Source organism: Streptomyces sp. RKAG337 (genome assembly GCF_023701715.1).
Classification (GTDB): Bacteria; Actinomycetota; Actinomycetes; order Streptomycetales; family Streptomycetaceae; genus Actinacidiphila.
This window is the reverse complement of the sequence record NZ_JAJOZA010000001.1, coordinates 4927344-4949270: the sequence shown is the minus strand read 5'-3', so window position 1 is coordinate 4949270 and position 21927 is coordinate 4927344. Positions and strand designations below refer to the sequence as shown.

Below are 21927 nucleotides of genomic sequence, written 5' to 3'. Positions count from 1 at the left end.
TGGCTCCATCCGGCCCGACCACGTCCCCCCTGGCTCCGTGCGGCGCGGCTACACCTTGGCGCGGCGCAGCCCCAGCAGCGCCCCGGCCACCGCGACGACGGTCAGCGCCGCCGCGGTCACCGCGAAGGCATGGGCCGCGGGGTGCGGCCCCGCGACGTCGAGGCGGTTCAGGAACAGGGTGCCGAGGGTGGCCACGCCCACCAGCATGCCGAGCTGGGTGACGGTGGCCAGCAGCCCGCTGGCGTCGGCCGCGTCCTGCGGGGCCACCGTCCCCAGCGCGCGGGTGAGGGTCGGGCTGAACGCCGCGCCCAGCCCCGTACCGATCCCCGCCAGTCCGGCGAAGAGCGCGAACCCGCCGTGTCCGCCGCCGCGCAGCGCCAGACCGAGCACGGCGAACGAGAGGGCCGCGACGGCGAAGCCGGCCGGGGCCAGCCACCGGTGCCAGCTCCGCGGCAGACGGCGCCAGTTGAGGCCGACCCCGCCGAAGAACACCGCCGCGACGGCGAAGGTGAGGCCGGTGCGCAGCGCGCTGTCCCCCAGCCCGGTCTGCAGATGCAGGGCGATGCTGAACAGGAAGCCCGCGTTGACCGCCATGGCCAGGCCGATCATCGTCGCCGCCCGCGCCATCCCCGGCGCCCGCAGCACCCGCCCGGACACCAGCGGGGCGCCGCCGCGGCGCGCCAGCCGCGACTCCAGCACCGTGAACAGCGCGAACAGGACCACGCTCAGGCCCAGGCAGATCCAGCCCCACACCGGCCAGCCCTCCTCCTGCCCGAGTACCAGCGGCACGGTGAAGAGCGTCACCGCGGCGCCCAGCGTCAGGAGTCCCGGCAGGTCGAGCCCGCGCCGCCGTTCGGGGGCGCTGCGGACGTCGGCCGGGATCACCCGCGGCGCGATGACCAGCATGACCAGCCCGATCGGCACGTTCACCAGGAACACCGGCCGCCAGCCGGTGCCGAACAGGTCCGCGCTGACCAGCACCCCGCCGAGCGACTGGCCGATCGCCGCGCCGGAGGCGATCACCGCCGAGTAGACGCTGAGCGCCTTCGACCGGGCCTCGCCGGTGAACGTCAGCTGGATCAGGCTGAGCACCTGCGGAATCATCAGGGCCGAACCGGCGCCCTGGACGAACCGGAAACCGATCAGCTGACCCGTGGACTGGGCCAGGCCGCAGGCCAGCGACGAGGCCGTGAAGAGCGCCAGTCCTGACAGGAAGACCCGCCGGTGGCCGAGCAGATCGCCGATCCGGGCGCCGGTGATCAGCAGTACGGCGTACGCGATCGTGTAGCCGGCCACGATGAGCTGCAGCCCGGCACCCGAAGTGTGCAGATCGGTACGGATGGTGGGCGCGGCGACGTTCACGATGAAGACGTCGAGCAGGGCCATGAACTGGCCCGTCAGGATGATGCCGAGCAGCAGGCCGGTGCGCGGACGCCGGTCGGGGCCGGGGATGGTCTCCTTGTCGGTGACGGGGAACGGGAGCACGGAATTCGTCATGACCGCCAGCCTGCGCGCGGCGCGCTACTGGTAACGAGAGCCCTGTGATGCTGGTACCGGCAGCACCTGGCAAGCGCGCCCGGCCCGATGGAGGATGGGGAGATGCCCCGACGCCGCACCGAGCTGGCCGCCTTTCTCCGCAGCCGCCGCGCCCGCATCACCCCCGCGGACGTCGGCATGCCGCCGGGCCTGCGGCGCCGTACCCCCGGTCTGCGGCGCGAGGAGGTCGCGCAGCTCGCCGGGGTCGGGGTCACCTGGTACACGTGGCTGGAACAGGGCCGCCCGATCAACGCCAGTGTGCAGGTACTGGACGCGGTCGGCCGGGTGCTCCAGCTCGACGTGACCGAACGCGAGCACCTCTACCGGCTGGCCGGGGTGCCGTTCGTCCGCCAGGACGTCTCCGACGCGGAGGTGGTGGGCGAGGAGGTGCAGGGCATCCTCGACGCCCTGGACCCGCTGCCCGCCGTCGTCTACAGCGCGCGCTACGACGTACAGGCCTCCAACGCCGCCTACCGCGACATCTGGCCGGCGACCGCGTTCGTCCCGCGCGCGGAACGCAATGTGCTGCTGAAGCTGTTCACCATCCCGGAGTGCTGCTCGTCGATGGTGAACAGCGACGAGGAACTGCCGCGCATGGTCGGTCAGTTGCGCGCCGCGTACGGCCGGCATGTCGGGGAGCCGGTCTGGGAGACGTTCATCGCGCGCCTGATCCACGAGAGCCCGGAGTTCGCCCAGATGTGGGCACGCGGCGACGTGGCCTCGCCGGGACCCCGGCTCAAGGTGTTCCGGCACGCGTCGGTCGGGCTGATCAACCTGACGTCGGTGTCGCTGGCGATCGACGGCATGGCCGAGCACCGGATCGTCGTCTACACCCCGGCCGACGACACGAGCCGCGCGCAGATCGAGCGGCTGCGCACCATGGACGAACCGATGATCGGCTGCCCCGCGCACCGGCGGAAGGTCTCGGAGATCGTGGCGGAACGGGAAGCGGAACGGGCGGCCGCGCGGCTGCCCGGCCGGGTGGCGGAGCCGGTGGAGTCCCGCCTCTCGTAAGGGGCGGGACACCCGCACACCGGCGGCTCGCCGCACTGACCGAACCCGAGCGGGCGGCCCTCGCCGATGCCCTGCGGCACCTCTCCGAGTCACTCGGCGACACCATCGACTGACCCGCTCCCGGCCCGAGAACGTCCGACGCCCGAGCCGCACCCCGCTGACCTGCGGAAACGCAAAGATCCCGCCCGATCGCAGTGATCGGACGGGATCCCTATTGTGGAGCTACGGAGAATTGAACTCCGGACCTCTTGCATGCCATGCAAGCGCTCTACCAACTGAGCTACAGCCCCGCCGTTTCCAGCGGCTCGCGCTGGGAACGAGAAGAAGCTTAACCGGTTTCCGGGGCAGATGCGAAATCCGCCCGGTGATCCACCGGGGAGTGGATCAGTTGTCGTCGCCGAGCACCGGTTCGGGCAGCGTGCCCGCGTTGTGCTCCAGCAGCCGCCAACCGCGCGCGCCCTCGCCCAGCACCGACCAGCAGCAGTTCGACAGACCGCCGAGGGCCTCCCAGTTGCCCGCTTCCAGCCCCAGCAGCCGGCCGATCGTGGTGCGGATCGTGCCGCCGTGGCTGACCACCACCAGGGTGCCGCCGTCGGCCAGCTTGTCGGCCTCGCCCAGCACCACGGGCGCCGCCCGGTCCGCGACCTCGGTCTCCAGCTCACCGCCGCCGCGCCGTACCGGCTCGCCGCGCTTCCAGGCGGCGTACTGCTCGCCGTGCAGCGCGACGATCTCCGTGTGGGTCAGACCCTGCCAGTCCCCCGCGTAGGTCTCGCGCAGCCCCTCGTAGTGGGTCACGCCGAGGCCGGTCACGGCGGCCAGCTCGGCGGCCGTCGCGGAGGCGCGCTGCAGGTCGGACGCGATGATCGCGGCCGGTTCGAGAGCGCCGAGCAGCCTGGCGGCGCGCCGGGCCTGGGCGATACCGTCCGCGGTCAGCGGGATGTCGGTACTGCCCTGGAAGCGCTGCTCCAGGTTCCACTCGGTCTGGCCGTGCCGCCAAAGAACGATCCGGCGGCCGCGGCCCGTCGTGTGCCCGTTCAGCTCAGGTCTCCATCCGCTTCGGCGGCGTACAGCTTCGCGTGCTCTTCGCCCTTGCCGCGGGTGGCGACGGCGTCGGCGGGCAGCTCGATCTCGGGGCAGTCCTTCCAGAGCCGCTCGAGGGCGTAGAAGACACGCTCCTCGGAGTGCTGCACGTGGACCACGATGTCGATGTAGTCGAGCAGCACCCAGCGGCCGTCGCGCTCGCCCTCGCGGCGCACCGGCTTGGTGCCCAGCTCCTTGAGGAGCGCCTCTTCGATGCCGTCGACGATGCCCTTGACCTGCCGGTCGTTCGGGGCGGAGGCCACCAGGAACGCGTCGGTGATGGAGAGGACGTCGCTGACGTCATAGGCGATGATGTCGTGCGCGAGCTTGTCGGCGGCGGCCTGCGCGGCGGCCTTGATGAGCTCGATGGAGTGGTCAGTGGCGGTCACAGGTGAGGCTTTCGGGTCGAGGGCGTGTCTCTCCAGGGTCTCACGCCCCACGGACAGCCCCCGACCCGTTATCCATCAGGCCTGGTCAAGCCCCCCGAGCGGATTCCCGGCCGGTCCCGGGCCGCCGCTCAGGGGGGTGTCAGCCCTTGTAGTCCTTGCCGAGGACGACCGTGATGTCCGCATTCGCCGCGACCGTTCCCTTCTTCACCGCACCCGCCGGCAGCCCCAGGGTCTTGGCCACATCGGCCGCCGCCGCCTTGCGGGCGTCGTCGGCGTACACCACCTCGGAGGCCGGCTGCGACTTCGGGGCCGTACCGCCCGGCACGTAGGTGTAGGAGCCGCCGTTCAGGATCGCGGCCTGGGCCAGGCCCGCCGCCTTCCTGTCGCCGGTAGCGTCCTTGATCATCACCCTGGCCTGCGCCGAGGCCCCGGCGTTCTTCACGGTGCCGCCCAGCACGTCCTTCACGACGCTCTCGGTGGCCTGTGCGCTCAGCGTCCCGTTCGGCTGCACCGGCAGCAGCGCGGTGCTGTACGTGCCCGTCTTGGCCTGCTCCGCGAGCTGCGCCAGCGAGGCGCCGAGCGCGTTGATGGGCAGCGAGGGATCCGGGATCGAGTTCAGCGCGTCGACGGTCTTCGTCGCCGAGGCGGCGTCACTCGGCATCTTCGCGAGCACGGCCTGCATGACCTGACCGAAGCGGATGAGCTGCTTGGCCTGCGCCTCACCGGCGCCGCGGTGCGTGGCGTACGCGACGGCCCCCTGGCCGTTCAGCTCCTGCGCCTTGCCCTGGGTGACCAGGACCTTGCCCGCTTCCTTCCCGTTCACCGCGGTGTCGGTGTCCACGGTGATGCCGCCGAGGGACTCGACGAGGATCTCCAGATACGGGGTGTCCAGCCGCCAGCTGCCCTTGATGTCGGACCCGAGCAGCGTGTTCAGTCCCTGCCGGGTCGGCTCCTGGCCCTGGTCGATCTGCTTGCCGAGGGTGGTCGAACCGCCGTCGTCGGTACTGAGGGCGAGCGCGTTCGGCAGCAGCACCGTGGTGCCCTTGCCGGTGGTCCGGTTGCTGACCAGCAGCGCCGTGGAGGACTCCGAGCCGTCCACCGGCCGCAGGTTCACCACGATCACATCGCGCTTCTGGCCGCCCGCGCCGGCCGCCGCCGTGTTCTTGCCGGGGGCGCCGAGGCCGGGGATCCGGCCGGTCTTCCAGAGGTAGCCGGTGCCGCCGACCAGCGCCACCACGACCAGCAGCACCAGGGCGATCTTGCGCTTGCGGCCGCGCCGCTTGCGCTCGTCACGGCGCTCGGTGCGGGACTCCGAGAACTTCAGCCAGTCGATGACCTCTTCCGACTCCTCGTCGTCCTCGTCGACGAAGGCGAACTGCTCGGTGCGGTAGTCCTCTCCGGCCTGCTGCTGCGGCGGAACGGCGTCGGGCCCGGGGGCCTGCGCGGGTACCGGGGCGGCCGGCGGAGCGGCGGCCGGGGCGGACGCCGCGTAGTACGGCTGAGCGGGCGGCGCGCCGTACTGCGGCTGCGGCTGCGGCTGCTGCTGGTACTGCGGATCCTGGTACGGCGGCTGCTGCAAGGGCTGCGGCTGCGCGTACTGGGGGTCCGGATACGGCTGCTGCTGCGGGATCCAGCCCTGCTGCTGCCCGGCGTACGTCTGCGCCGGGTCCGCGTAGTACGGGTCGGCGTACCCCGGCTGCTGCTGCGTCTGCTGCGGCGGCGGCTGCTGTTGCCCTGGCTGCTGCTCCGGCTGCTGTGCATACGGGTCGTATCCGTACTGCTGCTGGTAGTAAGGGTCCTGGGGCGCGGGCGGGTCCTGCGGGGTGTACGGGTCCTGGCCGTTCTCAGGACCTCCCTCGGCGTATTGCCAACGGGGGTTTGCGTCGTTCACGAGGACCCCTTCACTGCGATGCGTCCGCTACCCGTCGTCCCGGTAGAGCCTGCGTTTGTCGATGTAGCGCACCACCCCGTCCGGCACCAAGTACCAGACCGGATCGCCCTTGGCCACTCTCTGGCGGCAGTCCGTCGACGAGATCGCCAGCGCGGGAACCTCGACCAGCGAGACCCCGCCTTCCGGGAAGCCCGGATCCGCCAGGGTATGCCCAGGACGCGTCACCCCGATGAAATGCGCCAGCGAGAAGAGCTCCTCGGCGTTCCGCCAGGAGAAGATCTGATTGAGCGCGTCCGCACCGGTGATGAAGAAGAGGTCCGCGTCCGCGTGCTCGTCGCGCAGATCCCGCAGGGTGTCGATGGTGTACGTCTTGCCGCCGCGGTCGATGTCGCTGCGGCTCACCGAGAACTGCGGGTTGGAGGCGGTGGCGATCACCGTCATCAGATAACGGTCCTCGGGTGGCGAGACCGGTTTGTCGGCCTTCTGCCACGGCCGGCCGGTCGGCACGAAGACGACCTCGTCGAGCTGGAACAGACTCGCCACCTCACTGGCGGCGACCAGGTGACCGTGGTGGACGGGGTCGAACGTTCCGCCCATCACGCCGATCCGCTTCTTCACGTTCCCAGGCATCGCGGAGACTAGTCCCGGTTGAAGCGGGTCGTGATCCACAGCAGGAGGAGCAGCGCGAACAGCGCGCCACCGCCCGTGAGATACGGGCTGAGGCTCTCGTGGTTCCCCCCACCCGACTCCTCGGCGAGGGTGGTCAGTGCGGCAGCTGCGTATGACGTCATGGTCGGCAGGACCTTTGCGGTTTCGAGGGTGGACGGGAAGACTCACGCACATCGTACGGGCGGGCCCTGTGGAACTTAGCGCAGGCTCCGCGCGTCCAGAGTATGTACCGGTTGGCTATCTGGGGGTTGGGTCACTATGTCCGTGCCGAACGATCCGAGCGACTCCACGGAGTCCAGTGGCGGTGCCGAGAAGGTGCCCAGCCGCACGCGAAAGCGCTTCCCGGGGATCTCCTCGAGGGCGTACGAGCATCCCGCCGACCGGTCCGCGCTCGTCGCGCTCCGCAAGCTGACCGGTTTCGACACCGCTTTCAAGGCGCTCAGCGGACTGCTCCCCGAGCGCTCGCTGAGACTGCTGTTCCTCTCGGACTCCGTCCGGGTGAGCGACCAGCAGTTCGCGCACCTCAACGTCATGCTGCTCGACGCCTGCTACATCCTGGACCTGGAGAAGGTCCCGTCGATGTACGTCACGCAGGACCCGCAGCCGAACGCGATGTGCATCGGCATGGACTCGCCGATCATCGTGGTCACCACCGGCCTGGTCGAGCTGCTCGACGAGGAGGAGATGCGGGCGGTCGTGGGCCACGAGGTGGGCCACGCGCTCTCCGGCCACTCGGTCTACCGCACCATCCTGCTGTTCCTGACGAATCTGGCCGTGCGGGTCGCGTGGATCCCGTTGGGCAACCTGGCGATCCTGGCGATCGTCACGGCGCTGCGCGAGTGGTTCCGCAAGTCCGAGCTGTCGGCCGACCGGGCCGGGCTGCTGGTCGGGCAGGACCTGCAGGCGTCGATGCGCGGGCTGATGAAGATCGCCGGCGGCAACCACCTGCACGAGATGAACGTGGACGCGTTCCTGAAGCAGGCCGACGAGTACGAGGCCGCCGGCGACCTGCGCGACTCCGTCCTGAAGATCATGAACGTGCTGCCGCGCACCCACCCCTTCACCACGGTGCGCGCCGCCGAGCTGAAGAAGTGGTCCGAGAGCCGTGACCACCAGCGGCTGATGGACGGGCACTACCCGCGCAGGGCCGAGGACAAGGACACCTCGGTCTACGACACCTTCAAGGAGTCGGCGAACCACTACGCGGAGAACGTCAAGACCAGCAAGGACCCGCTGATGGGCCTGATCCGCGACATATCGACGGGCGCGGGCGACATCGGCGGCAAGCTCAGGAACAAGTTCACCGGTCCGGGCGGCACGCAGACCAGCACCCAGGAGCGGCCGGCCGACGAGACGCAGGACGGCCCCGGGGACAGCCCGGAGAACGGCCCCCGCGCGGAGTGACACCGATTCCAGGCGCTCCCGGGCCCCGCAACGCCCTCGGGGGCCTAGGGAGCGGCTGAGGACGTGGCGAAGGGCGCCGCCGGGGTACCGGTGGCGCCGTTCGCCAGCCCCGCGCAGACGGAGGCGGCCGGCCGGTCGCGGTCGTACGGATCGGCGGTGGCCGGGCCCTGCGGCGACTGGCCGGCGAGCAGCGGCCGGAAGTAGTCGGCGGCCGGGGCCGTGCAGGACAGCGGCCCGGCGGCGACATCGGCCTGCACCACTTCCAGGTGGTGGTCGCGCAGGTCGTCCCGGTCGAAGCGGAACCGCATCTCGCGCCGCACGGTGAACAGCGACGTGGCGCCCGGCGCCGCCCCGGACCCGGTGACGCCCTGCACCGCGTAGACGAAGGTGTGGTCGGCGACGACCTCCAGCCGGTCGTCACCGACCTGGGACACCGTGATCGTGCCGTTCACCCGTACCTTCTGGTCGGCCAGCCGCACCTTGGCCGGATCCAGCCGCACCAGCCAGCCGGTCGCCGCGTGCTGCCCGTCGTCGCCCGGGGCGCTCAGACTGCGGTCGAACTGGTCGACCTGGCCGGGATCGATCAGGTCCCGGACGGCGCGCACACCGCCGCCCGTAACCGCTTCCGGGTCGAGCGCCGAGGCCACCAGGTACTCCTTGGTGCTGCTGAGCGCCTGCATCACCTGACTCTCGGTGAAGTCCCCGACACGGCGCGCGGTCGGCAGCGGAAGCCCTTCGGCACCGGCCCGGTAGTGCGCGGCCGGATCGTTCGCGTACAGCGACTTCACGTTCACGGCCGGTACCGGGCCCGGGGGCACCAGCGGTATCACCGTGATCCGCAGCGGCTCCACCGCTTCCGGTCCCGAACTGCTGTACGGATGACGAATGCCCAGGTAGATGGCGGTGCCGAAGGCGACGGCGATGAGCACGACCAGGATCAGGGCCTGCCGCGGGGCGCCGGCGACCGGCCACATATGGCGGACGCGCACCGCCCGCGAGGTCCCGTCCAGCCGCTCACGGGCCGAGTACTCCTGGATACGGGCAGCACGGACGAACGATTCGTCGAAGACGACGGATCGGTACTCGTCCTCACCACCTCCCGGGACTCCCTCAGGGGCGCCCTCAGGAGGGTCTCCAGGGGGACCGGCCATACCACAAGGTTAAGTCTCCGGAGGCACATATAAACGCCGTGATACGCGACAACTTCTGACAACAGCTCAGGGAAGCGGGGTGGCGGCCACCGGCGGCAGGGTCTGACTGCCGACCCGTCCGCTCGACGGCGGCGCCGGTACGGCGGGCTGCCGGCCGCCTCCGGCGCCCCGGTACACGGCCGCGAAGGTCAGCGCCACCACGCCGATTCCCATCAGCACGGCCAGCAGCCAGGCGAGTGAACGGTGCCAGCGGACACTGCCGGCACGGTACGGGCGGCCTTCGGCCATTCGGACGTGCTGCAGATACAGTTCGTCCGATTCACCGGTGTCGTACCGGACCGGATCGGCCGGAGCGGACCCGCCGCCGGACACGCTTTCGGCCTCGGCACGGGCCCGCGCGGCGGCGAGCATGCGCTGCCGCGCGGTGGGCTCGTGCACGGGCGCGGACCGTACGAAGTCCTCGTCGAAGACCAGGGATGCGAACTCGTCATCATCCGGCATCGCACCAGGGTAGTCCGGGCAACGGCGCTTTGGGCAGGGAGCGGATGAAATACACTGCCCGCCCGCCCAGTTGGCCCTGTGGACGGACCGCCGCGCTACCGGATGTGACCGTCGCCGGTCACGATGTACTTGGTCGACGTCAGCTCCGGCAGGCCCATCGGGCCGCGGGCGTGCAGCTTCTGGGTGGAGATGCCGATCTCCGCACCGAACCCGAACTCACCGCCGTCGGTGAACCGCGTCGAGGCGTTGACGACCACCGCGGCCGCGTCCACCAACTGGGTGAACCGGCGCGCCGCGGGCTGCGAGGTGGTGACGATCGCCTCGGTGTGGCCGGACGACCAGAGCCGGATGTGATGGACGGCCGCGTCCAGCGAGTCGACGACGCCCGCCGCGATGTCGTAGCTCAGGTACTCGGTCTCCCAGTCCTCCATGGTCGCCGGCACCACGGTGGCCTTGGAGCCGGTCCGCTCGGCCAGCGCCAGCACCCGCTCGTCGCCGTGCACGGTCACCCCGGCCTCGGCCAGCGCCGCCAGCGCCAGCGGCAGGAACGCCTCGGCGATGTCCTGGTGCACCAGCAGGGTCTCCGCGGAGTTGCAGACGCTGGGACGCTGCGCCTTGGAGTTGATGAGCACCTCCACCGCCATCGGGAGGTCCGCCTGCGCGTCCACGTAGACGTGGCAGTTCCCGGTACCGGTCTCGATGACCGGCACCGTCGACTGTTCGACGACCGTCCTGATCAGCGACGCTCCGCCGCGCGGGATGAGGACGTCGACCATGCCGCGGGCCCGCATCAGCTCCTTGACGGACTCCCGGCTCTCGCCCGGCACCAGCTGCACCGCGTCGGCCGGCAGCCCCGCGCCGCCGACGGCGTCCCGCAGCACCTTCACAAGTGCCTCGTTGGAGGCGTACGCGGAGGACGAGCCGCGCAGCAGCACCGCGTTTCCGGACTTCAGGCACAGGGCGGCCGCGTCCACGGTCACGTTCGGCCGGGCCTCGTAGATGATGCCGACCACGCCGAGCGGCACCCGCACCTGGCGCAGGTCGAGCCCGTTCGGCAGCGTCGAGCCGCGGACGACCTCGCCGACCGGGTCCGGCAGGCCCGCCACGTCGCGTACGTCGGCGGCGATGGCCGCGACCCGCTCGCGGGTCAGCGTCAGCCGGTCGATGACCGTCTCGCTGCTCCCCGCCGCCCGGGCCCGCGCCACGTCCCGCGCGTTCGCCTCGACGATCTCCTTCGTCCGCACCACCAGCGCGTCGGCGATGGCGAGCAGCGCGTCGTCCTTCACCGAGCGCGGCAGCGGCGCCAGGTAGGCCGCGGCGGCCCTGGCCCGGTAGGCGGCCCGCAGCACGGCGGACTCGGGCAGGGGGGAGGGCAGGGAGGGGGCGTCATGGCTGCTGCTGCTCATGTCAGGCAGCCTACGGCGCCTCCCGGGGACGGCGGGACGGGATTCCGGCCGTTGAGACGGCCCTCCGACCGGCCTGCCGGCTCCCCCGCCGCCCGGCCGGGGCGGGACCCGGGCCGGGCTGGGGGCACCACTCAGCGGTAGCCGGGGGCACGGGGGAAACGCTGCGAAGGCCTAGGGCCTGTCCGGCCGATCACGAACGGCCCATGATCGACCGGACAGGCCCTAGAAGGGGTGGACACCCACCGGCACGGCCGGCGGGGGGCCGTAGCCCTCGGAGATGCGCTGGTGATAGGTCTCACGGTCGATCACTTCGAGGCCGACCGTCTCCCATGGCGGGAGCTTGGCCGTCGAGCGGTGCTCGCCCCACAGGCGCAGCGCGATGGCCGCGGCATCGTGGAGGTCACGGGCCTCCTCCCAGTACCTGATCTCGGCGTGGTCATGGGCATATCGGCTGGTCAGCAGGAACGGGTGATCGTGCGCGAGCTGTTCCAGCGCGCGTCTGACCTCCGGGAGCGGGGCCCCGGGCCCGGAGACGCTGAGCGTGACGTGCCAGAGCCGGGAGCTGGTGCGCGCTTCCGGCTGATGGTCCGCACTGGTATCCGCTCCGCTGTCGACGCTGACCAGTGCCCGTTCGGTCGTCCCCCGGGGGAACGAACCTGGGCGCCCTCGTCTCACCGGCGGCCTCCCTGTGGCGTTCTGCTTTGCGAGCGCCGCCCGTCCCCGCGGCGGTATTGGCGACTCCTCCGCTTCAAAGTTGACCAGGGTGCGGGCTACCGCGGGGGCGTTTTCGACAAGAAGTCCCCGACTGGGTCTGCCGGGCCGGCCCTTCGCTCAGTGCTGGTGCAGCACAACGAGGTCGTCGCGGTGCACGACCTCGCGCTCGTACGCGGGTCCGAGTTCGCGGGCGAGGTCGTGCGTCGAGCGGCCGAGCAGCCGCGGCAGCTCCCTGGCATCGAAGTTGACGAGGCCTCGGGCGACGGCCCGGCCGGACTCGTCGAGCAGGTCGACCGGGTCGCCGGCCACGAACTGCCCCTCGACGCCGGTCAGTCCGGCCGGCAGCAGCGATGTGCGGCGCTCCGTGACGGCCTTGACCGCGCCCGGGTCCAGGCGCAGCGCGCCGCGCGGGGTGGAGGCGTGCGCGAGCCACAGCAGCCGGTCGGCGGACCGCTTGCCGGTGCGGTGGAAGAGCGTGCCGGTGACGCGGCCGGCGAGGGCGTCGGCCGCGTGGCTGGCGGAGGTGAGGACGACCGGGATGCCGGCGGCGGCCGCGATCCGGGCCGCCTCGACCTTGGTGACCATGCCGCCGGTGCCGACCCCGGCCTTGCCGGCGCTGCCGATGGTGACGCCCTCGAGGTCGGCGGGTCCCGAGACCTCGTCGATCCGGGTGGCGCCCGGCGAGCGCGGGTCGCCGTCGTAGAGGCCGTCCACGTCGGACAGCAGCACCAGCAGGTCGGCGCGGACCAGGTGGGCGACGAGGGACGCCAGCCGGTCGTTGTCGCCGAAACGGATCTCGTCGGTGGCCACGGTGTCGTTCTCGTTCACGACCGGCACCGCGCCCATGACGAGCAGCTGGTCCAGCGTCCGGTACGCGTTGCGGTAGTGGGCGCGGCGGCTGATGTCGTCGGAGGTCAGCAGCACCTGGCCGACCCGGATCCCGTAGCGGGAGAACGACGCGGTGTACCGCGCCACCAGCAGTCCCTGGCCGACGCTGGCGGCGGCCTGCTGGCGGGCCAGGTCGCGCGGCCGCTTGTCGAGGCCGAGCGGGGCGAGGCCCGCGGCGATGGCGCCGGAGGAGACCAGCACGATCTCCTTCGGGCCGTTCTCCCGGGCGGTGGCCAGCACGTCCACCAGTGCGTCGACGCGGTCCGCGTCCAGCCCGCCGGAGGCCGTCGTCAGCGAGGACGAACCGACCTTGACCACGACCCTGCGGGCCTCCACCACGTCCTGCCGCGCCGCTGCCACGTACGTCCCCTGTGCTCGCCTGTTCCCGTCGGTCCACCCGCCCCGATCCGTGCAATCTACGTGATCCGGGCCACCGCGCGGCCGGGCGTATCGCGCCCTGGACACCGCGCCCCGGGACCCGCCGGGGCGGCGGGTCCGGGAGGCGGGTCAGACCTCCGGACGCGGCTCAGGCCCGCGGATCACGGGTCAGGCCCGCGGGTCCGGGTGCCGCAGCTGCCAGCCGGCCCACGCCGAGGTGACCATCTGGCGGACGTCGTACCGGGCGGACCAGCCCAGTTCCTTGGTGATCAGCTCGGCCGACGCGACGACCCGGGCCGGGTCGCCGGCGCGGCGCGGGACGATCTCGGGCGCGAGGTCGGTGTGCCCCGACACCTCGCGGATGAGGTCGATCATCTCCGCCACCGACACGCCTTCGCCGGTGCCGATGTTGAGCTTCAGGGACGCCGAGGGGTCGGCGGTCAGCCGGCGCGCCGCGGCGACGTGGGCGGAGGCGACGTCCTCGATGTGAATGTAGTCACGGACGCAGGTGCCGTCCGGCGTCGGGTAGTCGTCGCCGAAGATCAGTGGCGCCTTGCCCTGGGCCAGCCGCTGGAACACCATCGGCACCAGGTTGAAGATCCCCGGGTCGCCGAGTTCCGCGGAGGCGGCGCCCGCCACGTTGAAGTAGCGCAGCGAGGCGGTGGCCATGCCGTGCGCCCGGCCCACCGCGCCGACCATCCACTCCCCCGTGAGTTTGGTCTCGCCGTAGGGGCTCATCGGGTCGCAGGGGGTCCGCTCGGTGACCAGATCGACGTCCGGCATGCCGTAGACCGCGGCGGAGGAGGAGAAGAGGAAGCGGCTCACCCCGGCGTCGGCGGCGGCTTCGAGCACCGTCTGCAGGCCGACGACGTTCTCGCGGTAGTAGTGCAGCGGGCGCTCGACCGACTCGCCGACCTGCTTCTTCGCCGCGATGTGCACGATCCCGCGCACCTCGTACCGGCTCAGGACGCGGTCCAGCACCGCCCGGTCCAGCACCGAGCCCTGCTCCAGGGGCACTCCGGCGGGCAGCCGTGCCGCGTCGCCGGTACTGAGATCGTCGAGGACGACCACCTGTTCACCGCTCTCGACGAGCGCCTTGACGACATGCGATCCGATATATCCGGCGCCGCCGGTGATCATCCAGGTCATCCGGTCAGTCTAAGTCGGTGAGTAGCCATGCGATAAACTCGGAGTGAACCCTCAGCAGGCTGCGCTCCCCCGGAGCAGGACCTCGGTTCGTCATTTCCCGCCACGGAAAGGTTGTCCTGACCCATGGTCCCTCGGCTCTCGGTGGTAGTGCCGATTTACAACGTCGAGATGTTTCTCGAGGAGTGCCTCGAATCCCTCGCCGGTCAGACGCTCCGTGAGCTCGAAGTCATCATGGTCAATGACGGTTCGACGGACAGAAGCGGCGAGATCGCCGCCGCCTTCGCCGCCCGCGACCCCCGGTTCCGTGTCGTCGAACAGACGAACGGCGGCCTTGGCCACGCCCGCAACACGGGTGTACGCAACTGCACTCCCGGGGTGGATTACCTCACATTCGTCGACAGCGACGACATCATCCCGGACTACGCGTACGAGCACTTCCTGTCGACGCTGGACGAGACGGGGTCCGACTTCGCGTCGGGCAACGTGTTCACGCTGGACTCGAAAGGCACCGCCCAGTCGGCCATGCACCGCAAGGCCACGGCGACGACGCGGCTGAAGACCCACATCACGCGGGACCCGGCGCTCATCGCCGACCGGCTCGCCCCCAACAAGGTGTTCCGCCGCACCTTCTGGGACAAGTACGAGATGGAATTCCCCGAAGGTGTGCTCTACGAGGACACTCCGTTGACGGTCCCGGCGCACTTCAGGGCCCGCAGCGTCGACATCCTCGGTGAGCCCACGTACTACTGGCGGCAGCGGGAGGGCGGCGCGGCACCGTCCATCACCCAGCGCCGCACCGAGCTGAAGTCGGTCCGCGACCGCGTGGCCGCCGTCGACTCGGTGAGCCGGTTCCTCGCCGCGCAGCCGGGCAAGGAGTACCGCAAGTACAAGCGCTGGTACGACGAGACGGCCCTCGCCAGCGACATCCGGATCTTCATCAACGTGCTGCCCGACGCGGACCAGGAGTTCCGCGATCTGTTCATGCAGGTCGCGTCGGACTTCCTGAGCCGGGTGGAGCCCCGCGCCCTGGACGCGCTGCCGGCCCTCATGCGGCTGAAGTGGCACCTGATCCGGCACGGCAAGCTGGACGAACTGCTCGAAGTCCTGTCGTACGAGAAGAAGGAGACCGGCGCGTCACTGCCGGTCGTCCGGCGGTTCCGCCGCTACGGCAAGTTCCCGTTCTTCGGCAACCGCACCGTGGGTGTGCCGAATCACGTGTACCGCCTCAAGCAGGAACTGGCGCTGCGCACCAAGGTGTCCTCGATCACCTGGCACGGCGACGAGCTGAAGATCGAGGGCTTCTCCTACGTCAGCAACCTGAACGTCCACAAGCGGCGGATGTCGCTCAAGGTCATCGCGCTGCGCAACAGCAAGTCCAAGCGCACGCTGGTCATCCCGGCGCGTACGGTCTTCCGTCCCGAGGCCACGTCGACCTCCGGCCAGAACCGCTACTCGTACGACTGGTCCGGCTTCGAGCTGACGGTCGACGCGCAGAAGCTCAAGCAGCGCGGCCACTGGAACGAGTCGACCTGGCGCTTCGCGATCGGCAACCTCAGCCGCGGCCTGCTGCGCAAGGGCGCCCTGAACCCGGGCGCCTTCGGCTCCGGTACGCACCCGCCGGTGCACTACGTCGACGCCGAGACCCGGATCGTCCCGCTATTCATCGGCGGCCGGCTGCGGCTGCGGGTGGAGAAGGTCCGCGCCCGGGTCACCGGGCACGAACTGACCGACGGATTCATCGAGATCCGCGGGGTGGCGGCCGGCGAGCTCGCCGAGGGCAGCCGGCTGAGCATGCAGCACCTCAAGACCCCCAGCTCGCACGAGTACCCGCTGGAGATCACCGGCAGCTCCCCCAAGGGGCAGACGACCTTCACCGTACGGATCCCGCTGGACGACATCGTCGACGGCCGGATGACGGAGATCGCGCTGTCGTCGGTCAAGGCGCCGGACAGCGAGACCTGGCGTACCGAGATCGTCGTTCCCGGTGAGCCCAAGTCGCGTCAGCTGATCGCCGACGACGATCTGGCGCCGGGCCGCTACGCGCTCGCGCCCTCGGCCTCGGGTCTCCCTCGTGAGCTGGCCCTGCACCGCAACGCGCCGGGCTACCTGCTGCTGAGCGACCGGATCGTACGGCCCGTCGTGGACCGGCTGACCTGGCAGTCGGACGGCTCGCTGCTGGTCGAGGGCGAGTGCCCGACCAGCGCCACCGACCCGGCGAACCTGGTGCTGATGCACCGGGCGCACCACGAGGAGAAGGTCTTCCCCGTGACGGTGGCCGACAACCGGTTCACCGCCACCCTCACCGTGCACGCCGTCCCCGGGATGGCCGGCACCCTGCCGCTGCGTCCCGGCCGCTGGAACCTGATGTTCCAGAACTCGGTGGAGGGCAACGAGCGCACCCCGGTCGTCATCAGCCCCGCGCTGATCGACGAACTGCCCGCCGAGACCATGGTCGCCGGCCGCAAGTACGTCGCGGCCGCGCACTCCTACGACCGGCTGGCGCTCGAAGTCACCGCGTCGCTGCGGACCGACGAGCAGGGCCCGTACCGGCAGCGCCAGCTGCGGACGCAGTTCTACCCCGAGGCCCGCACCCAGCCGCTGCGCGAATCCGTGCTGTACGACAGCTACACCGGCAAGCAGTTCTCCGACTCGCCGCGTGCGGTGTTCGAGGAACTGATGCGGCGCGGCGACGACCTGGAGCACCTGTGGGTCGTCCGCGACGAGCAGGTCGAACTGCCGCCGGGCGCGAAGGCCGTCCGCATGTGGGGCCGCGAGTGGTTCGAGGCGCTGGCCCGCAGCCGGTACATCGTCACCAACGCGCACCTGCCGTACTGGCTGAAGCGGCGTCCGGGCCAGGTCGTCGTCCAGGCCTGGCACGGCACCCCGTTGAAGAAGATCGGCCACGACATCGAGGACGTCCAGTTCACCAACGGGCGGTACCTGGAGAACGTGGCGAAGGAGTCGAAGAGCTGGAGCTTCATCGTCTCCCCCAACCGGTTCAGCACGCCGATCCTGAAGCGCGCGTTCGCGTTCGACGGTGAGCTGCTGGAGGCGGGTTACCCGCGCAACGACATGCTCTACGCACCGGAGCGCGACGAGATCGCCGAGAAGGTGCGCGAGCGCATCGGGCTCCCCGCGGGCAAGAAGGTCGTGCTCTACGCCCCGACCTGGCGCGACGACCAGTACTACGGCCCCGGCCGGTACAAGCTCGACCTCCAGGTCGATCTGGTGAAGGCCAAGCAGGAGCTCGGGGACGACTTCGTCCTCCTGGTCCGGCGCCACCCGAACGTGGTGGACACGGTGCCGGGTGCGGGCGAGGGCTTCGTCTGGGACGTCTCGGAGTACCCGGAGATCGGCGAGCTGTTCCTCGCCGCGGACGTTCTGATCACGGACTACTCGTCGCTGATGTTCGACTACGCGAACACCGGCCGTCCGATGCTGTTCTTCACCTACGACCTGGCGCATTACCGCGACCAACTGCGCGGCTTCTACTTCGACTTCGAGAAGGAGGCCCCCGGGCCGCTGATCTCCACGTCGGACGAGCTGATCGCGTCGCTCAAGGACCTGGACGCGGTGACGGACCGGTACAAGGACGCGTACAAGAAGTTCCAGGACGTCTTCTGCGACCTGGACGACGGCCAGGCCGCCGGCCGGGTCATCGACCGGATGCAGGAGCTGACCAAGGAGGACTGACCTCCCCGCTCCCAGCCGCGAAAGGGCGGCCACCCCTCGGGGTGGCCGCCCTTTCGGGTGAATCCGGCAGCAGGCGGCGGCAGCAGACCGGAAGGCGGCAGCGTCAGCGGCCGAGCAGCCGGCGCATCCGGGCCTCGGCGACCCTGCGGGCGCCCTGCAGTCCGTCGGCGACCCGCAGCACCAGCGCCCGGCCGCCGGTGACATGCGTCTGGACCAGCAGCACCCGGCCCGTGGGGCGCACCACGATGCCCCGGCGGGGCGCCTGGGCTCCGGCGGCACGCACCTCCACCGGGGTCGCGGCGCCGTCGGCGTACCGGATCTCGGCCCGTACGCTCCACACGCCCAGCTGTCCGGGGCAGGCCAGTGCACCGGTCGACAGCCGTACCTCGGCGGTCCAGCCGTCGCCGTCCGGGACCAGCGGTGCCTGCACGCCGACCGCGGGCCGGCTTCCGGTCCGCTCCTCCAGCTCGACGTGGACGGTGCGCGGGCCGAGCTCCGCGAGCCGCCCGTACAGCTCGTGCACACGCAGGCTCAGCCGGGTGCTGCCGCCCGCCCTGACGCGGCCGTCGACGGCCACCGGCAGTTCCGCGGTGGTCAGCAGGCCGAGTCCCACGGGCGGCGCGGCCGGGTCGTACGGGGGGATCAGCCGGGGCGGGCGGGCGGTCAGCTCCACCAGCCGGCCGGTGTCGGCGGGCTCCGGCGCGGCCAGGATCGCACCGGCGATCCAGCGGGAGACGACAGCCGCGCAGGCGATGCCCTCGGGGTCGAACCCGGCCAGGTACTCACGGGTGATCCGCCACCAGTCGGCCACGTACTCCGGGTCGCGCTGCGGGAGTTCACGCAGATACAGCGGCAGGTCGTAATCGCAGAACTTGGCCTGCGCGTGCAGCGCCAGCTCCTCGCGCCCGGCGTTGCGCAGCACCTCCACGACGCCGCGGTGGGCGGTGACGCGGGACTGCCAGTTCCTGATGGCGCCACGGCTCAGCGAGATCGACAGCTTCGCCGCCTGCCGGCGTACCTGCCAGTGGTAGACGACCTCGTCGGTCACCGCCAGCCGCGGGTCGGCGGCGTAGACGCGCGCGGTGAAGACGAAGTCCTCGTAGTGGAAGGCGCCGTCGGGGAACGTGATGGCGTGCTTCTCCAGGAACGCCCGGCGGTAGAGCTTGTTGACGGACAGGGTGTCCCACAGCATGCGGGGCCGGTCCTCGATCCCCTCGATCACGGTGCCGGGCAGATCGGCGCCCGCCGACCGGTCGTAGATCAGCGGGGCCCAGACGGTGGTCGCGCCGTCCGGGAGCTCCACGCGCAGGCACTGGCCCGCGACGACGTCGGCACGCCGCTGCTCGGCGATCGGCAGCAGGGCGCCGATGGCCCCCGGCGGCAGGACGTCGTCACTGTCCAGGAACATCACGTACGGGAGGGTGGCGGCGGCCATGCCGTCGTTGCGCGGTGTCCCGCAGCCCCCGCTGTTCGTCTCCCTGGGGAGGATCCGCACCCGCGGGTCTCCGGCGAACGGCGCGAGCGCGTCGAGTGTGCCGTCCGTCGAACAGTCGTCGACGACGATCACCTCGCCCACCTCGGGCCCCTGCGCGAGCGCGGACTCCACAGCGCTCACGATGCGGGAGGCGTCGTTGTAGACGATCACAACGATGCTGACGTGTCCCATACCCGACCCCATGTCCCTGACCATCAGGAGATCATCTCATCCGGCACGGGCCGGAAAGCCCCCGAGGAGCGCCTGACGCGGCACTCCTCGGGGCTGTTCGGAACGGCTGCTCAGAAGGCTTCGAAGTCGTCGAACTCCTGCTGCGCGTCGTCCTTGTCGCTCTTGTCGCGGCGGCGGTTGACGGCCGGGCGCGGCGGGTCGAAGCGGTGGTCCTCGCCGCGGCGGCCCAGCATCTCGGCGCCGGCTGCCATCGTCGGCTCCCAGTCGAAGACGACCGCGTTCTCCTCCTCGCCGATGATGATCTCGTCGCCCGCCTGGGCGCCGGCCTTCACCAGCCGCTCCTCGACACCGAGGCGCGAGAGCCGGTCCGCGAGGTAGCCGACGGCCTCGTCGTTGGAGAAGTCGGTCTGCCGCACCCAGCGCTCGGGCTTCTCGCCGCGCACGCGGTAGGAGCCCTCCTCCTCGGTGACGGTGAAGCCGGCGTCGTCCACCGCGACCGGGCGGATGACGACCCGGGTCGACTCCTGCGCGGGCTTGGCGGCGCGGGTCTCGGCGACGATCTTCGCCAGGGCGAAGGAGAGCTCGCGCAGGCCCAGCCGGGAGACGGCCGAGACCTCGAAGACCTGGTAGCCGCGGGCCTCCAGCTCGGGCCGGATGATGTCGGCGAGGTCCTTGCCGTCCGGCACGTCGATCTTGTTCAGCACGACGATGCGCGGCCGGTCGCCCAGGCCGCCGTACTCGGCCAGCTCGGCCTCGATGACGTCGAGGTCGGTCACCGGGTCACGGTCGGACTCCAGCGTGGCGGTGTCCAGGATGTGCACGAGCACCGAGCAGCGCTCGACGTGCCGCAGGAACTCCAGGCCCAGGCCGCGGCCCTGGCTGGCGCCCGGGATCAGGCCGGGGACGTCGGCGATCGTGTAGACGACCTCACCGGCGGTGACCACGCCCAGGTTCGGGACCAGGGTGGTGAAGGGGTAGTCGGCGATCTTCGGCTTGGCGGCCGAGAGCACCGAGATGAGCGAGGACTTGCCCGCGCTCGGGTAGCCGACCAGTGCCACGTCGGCGACGGTCTTGAGCTCCAGGACGATGTCCCGGGCCTTGCCGGGCTCGCCGAGCAGCGCGAAGCCGGGGGCCTTGCGGCGGGCCGAGGCCAGCGCCGCGTTGCCGAGGCCGCCGCGGCCGCCCTGGCCGGCGACGAAGGTGGTGCCCTGGCCGACGAGGTCGGCGAGCAGATTGCCGTCCTTGTCCAGCACGACGGTGCCGTCCGGCACCGGCAGGACCAGGTCCTGGCCCTCGGAGCCGGTGCGGTTGCCGCCCGCGCCGCCCTTGCCGTTGGTGGCCTTGCGGTGCGGGGTGTGGTGGTAGTCGAGGAGCGTGGTGACGTCCTGGTCCACGACCAGGATCACATCGCCGCCACGGCCGCCGTTGCCGCCGTCCGGACCGCCGAGCGGCTTGAACTTCTCCCGGTGAACGGAGGCGCAGCCGTGGCCTCCGTTACCCGCGGCGACATGCAGCTCGACGCGGTCCACGAAGGTGGTCATACGGATTGCCTCCAGATAAATACGGGATTGTCTCTGTACTAACGCACCAAGGGCGGACCCTCTTCCCGCGCGCGGTGCGCGTCGGGGAAGTGGGATCCGCCCTCAGTGGTGTGTCTGTGTTCGTTGCGGAGCCGTATTAGACGGCGGCCGGAACGATGTTCACTACCCTGCGGCCACGCGCGGTGCCGAACTCGACCACACCGGCGGCGAGAGCGAACAGCGTGTCGTCCTTGCCGCGGCCCATGTTCGAACCGGGGTGGAAGTGCGTGCCACGCTGGCGGACGATGATCTCGCCGGCGTTGACGACCTGGCCGCCGAAACGCTTCACGCCGAGAAACTGAGCGTTGGAGTCACGTCCGTTACGGGTGGACGATGCACCCTTCTTGTGTGCCATGTTCTCTCAGTCCCTTACTTCGCAGCCGCGGGGATACCGGTGATCTTGATCGCCGTGTACTGCTGACGGTGACCCTGACGACGGCGGTAACCGGTCTTGTTCTTGTACCGCAGGATGTCGATCTTGACACCCTTGTGGTGGTCCACGATCTCGGCCGCGACCTTGATTCCGGCCAGGACCCACGGGTCACTGGTGACGGAGTCGCCATCGACGACGAGCAGCGTCGAGAGCTCGACCGCGTCGCCCACCTTGCCGGTGGAAATCTTGTCTACCTCGACGACATCGCCAACGGCCACCTTGTGCTGGCGGCCGCCGCTGCGCACGATTGCGTACACGCGGAACTCACTCTCAAGCTCGAATCGGGTACTCCTGAAGCCAGCCATCCCTGTCCGACATTGGGGGGCCTCTCCCGGCGGACCGGGAGGGATTTGCTCAGGAGCGGGCGCAAAAACGCCGAAGGCCA

At 70.8% G+C, this 21927-nt stretch carries 19 protein-coding genes and 1 tRNA gene; 3 read left to right on the top strand and 17 right to left on the bottom strand.

Features of this window, described 5'->3' with window-relative positions; genetic code table 11:
- Positions 1–48 precede the first annotated feature (48 nt).
- Positions 49–1497: an MFS transporter gene (locus LNW73_RS21875; protein ID WP_250991047.1), complete on the bottom strand. Its 1449-nt coding sequence runs from the start codon at positions 1495–1497 to the stop codon at positions 49–51.
- A 102-nt stretch (positions 1498–1599) separates the two neighbouring features.
- Between LNW73_RS21875 and LNW73_RS21870 the strand changes: the two genes are divergently transcribed.
- Entirely contained in the window at positions 1600–2550 is a 951-nt protein-coding gene (locus LNW73_RS21870) for a helix-turn-helix transcriptional regulator (protein WP_250991046.1), read from the top strand.
- A 217-nt stretch (positions 2551–2767) separates the two neighbouring features.
- On the opposite strand, the gene LNW73_RS21865 is transcribed toward LNW73_RS21870, so the two are convergent.
- From LNW73_RS21865 to LNW73_RS21840, 6 genes are all read right to left on the bottom strand, one after another.
- A tRNA-Ala gene (locus LNW73_RS21865) sits at positions 2768–2840 on the bottom strand.
- A 94-nt stretch (positions 2841–2934) separates the two neighbouring features.
- Entirely contained in the window at positions 2935–3588 is a 654-nt protein-coding gene (locus LNW73_RS21860) for a histidine phosphatase family protein (protein WP_250992999.1), read from the bottom strand.
- Positions 3585–4019: a ribosome silencing factor gene (gene rsfS / locus LNW73_RS21855; RefSeq protein ID WP_138353142.1), complete on the bottom strand. Its 435-nt coding sequence runs from the start codon at positions 4017–4019 to the stop codon at positions 3585–3587. The genes LNW73_RS21860 and rsfS overlap by 4 nt, the downstream gene beginning before the upstream one ends.
- Positions 4020–4158: 139 nt before the next feature.
- On the bottom strand, positions 4159–5910 hold the full coding sequence (locus LNW73_RS21850; RefSeq protein WP_250991045.1) for an LCP family protein: 1752 nt from the start codon (positions 5908–5910) through the stop codon (positions 4159–4161).
- A 27-nt stretch (positions 5911–5937) separates the two neighbouring features.
- Positions 5938–6540 (bottom strand): nicotinate-nucleotide adenylyltransferase, encoded by a 603-nt coding sequence (gene nadD / locus LNW73_RS21845; RefSeq protein WP_138353140.1) that lies wholly within the window; start codon positions 6538–6540, stop codon positions 5938–5940.
- Positions 6541–6548: 8 nt separating this feature from the next.
- A complete protein-coding gene (locus tag LNW73_RS21840; RefSeq protein WP_187144878.1) occupies positions 6549–6701 on the bottom strand; it encodes a hypothetical protein in 153 nt (50 codons plus the stop codon).
- 136 nt (positions 6702–6837) lie between these two features.
- On the opposite strand from LNW73_RS21840, the gene LNW73_RS21835 reads away from it, so the two are divergent.
- Positions 6838–7983, top strand: a complete 1146-nt coding sequence (locus LNW73_RS21835) for a M48 family metallopeptidase (RefSeq protein WP_374118152.1) — start codon at positions 6838–6840, stop codon at positions 7981–7983.
- 44 nt (positions 7984–8027) lie between these two features.
- Here LNW73_RS21835 and LNW73_RS21830 read toward each other — a convergent pair whose 3' ends face one another.
- The 6 genes from LNW73_RS21830 to galE form a co-directional block, all read right to left on the bottom strand.
- Positions 8028–9134: an SCO2583 family membrane protein gene (locus LNW73_RS21830; protein ID WP_250991043.1), complete on the bottom strand. Its 1107-nt coding sequence runs from the start codon at positions 9132–9134 to the stop codon at positions 8028–8030.
- Between the two features lie 66 nt (positions 9135–9200).
- Complete coding sequence (locus LNW73_RS21825) at positions 9201–9635, bottom strand: SCO2584 family spore wall biosynthesis protein (RefSeq protein ID WP_250975886.1); 435 nt, start codon at positions 9633–9635, stop codon at positions 9201–9203.
- Positions 9636–9730: 95 nt separating this feature from the next.
- Entirely contained in the window at positions 9731–11041 is a 1311-nt protein-coding gene (locus tag LNW73_RS21820; protein ID WP_250991042.1) for a glutamate-5-semialdehyde dehydrogenase, read from the bottom strand.
- 222 nt (positions 11042–11263) lie between these two features.
- Complete coding sequence (locus tag LNW73_RS21815) at positions 11264–11716, bottom strand: hypothetical protein (protein WP_138353135.1); 453 nt, start codon at positions 11714–11716, stop codon at positions 11264–11266.
- Positions 11717–11872: 156 nt separating this feature from the next.
- Positions 11873–13003, bottom strand: a complete 1131-nt coding sequence (gene proB, locus LNW73_RS21810) for a glutamate 5-kinase (RefSeq protein WP_250975888.1) — start codon at positions 13001–13003, stop codon at positions 11873–11875.
- Between the two features lie 186 nt (positions 13004–13189).
- Complete coding sequence (gene galE, locus LNW73_RS21805) at positions 13190–14170, bottom strand: UDP-glucose 4-epimerase GalE (RefSeq protein ID WP_250975889.1); 981 nt, start codon at positions 14168–14170, stop codon at positions 13190–13192.
- Between the two features lie 123 nt (positions 14171–14293).
- Between galE and LNW73_RS21800 the strand changes: the two genes are divergently transcribed.
- Positions 14294–17863, top strand: a complete 3570-nt coding sequence (locus tag LNW73_RS21800; protein ID WP_285391467.1) for a bifunctional glycosyltransferase/CDP-glycerol:glycerophosphate glycerophosphotransferase — start codon at positions 14294–14296, stop codon at positions 17861–17863.
- 103 nt (positions 17864–17966) lie between these two features.
- On the opposite strand, the gene LNW73_RS21795 is transcribed toward LNW73_RS21800, so the two are convergent.
- The 4 genes from LNW73_RS21795 to rplU form a co-directional block, all read right to left on the bottom strand.
- Positions 17967–19529, bottom strand: a complete 1563-nt coding sequence (locus tag LNW73_RS21795; RefSeq protein ID WP_250991040.1) for a glycosyltransferase family 2 protein — start codon at positions 19527–19529, stop codon at positions 17967–17969.
- A 110-nt stretch (positions 19530–19639) separates the two neighbouring features.
- Positions 19640–21070: a GTPase ObgE gene (gene obgE, locus LNW73_RS21790; RefSeq protein WP_250975892.1), complete on the bottom strand. Its 1431-nt coding sequence runs from the start codon at positions 21068–21070 to the stop codon at positions 19640–19642.
- 136 nt (positions 21071–21206) lie between these two features.
- Positions 21207–21464, bottom strand: coding sequence for a 50S ribosomal protein L27 (gene rpmA, locus LNW73_RS21785; RefSeq protein ID WP_138359421.1), 258 nt, complete (start codon positions 21462–21464; stop codon positions 21207–21209).
- A 14-nt stretch (positions 21465–21478) separates the two neighbouring features.
- On the bottom strand, positions 21479–21799 hold the full coding sequence (rplU, locus tag LNW73_RS21780) for a 50S ribosomal protein L21 (RefSeq protein WP_138359423.1): 321 nt from the start codon (positions 21797–21799) through the stop codon (positions 21479–21481).
- Positions 21800–21927: the final 128 nt, after the last annotated feature.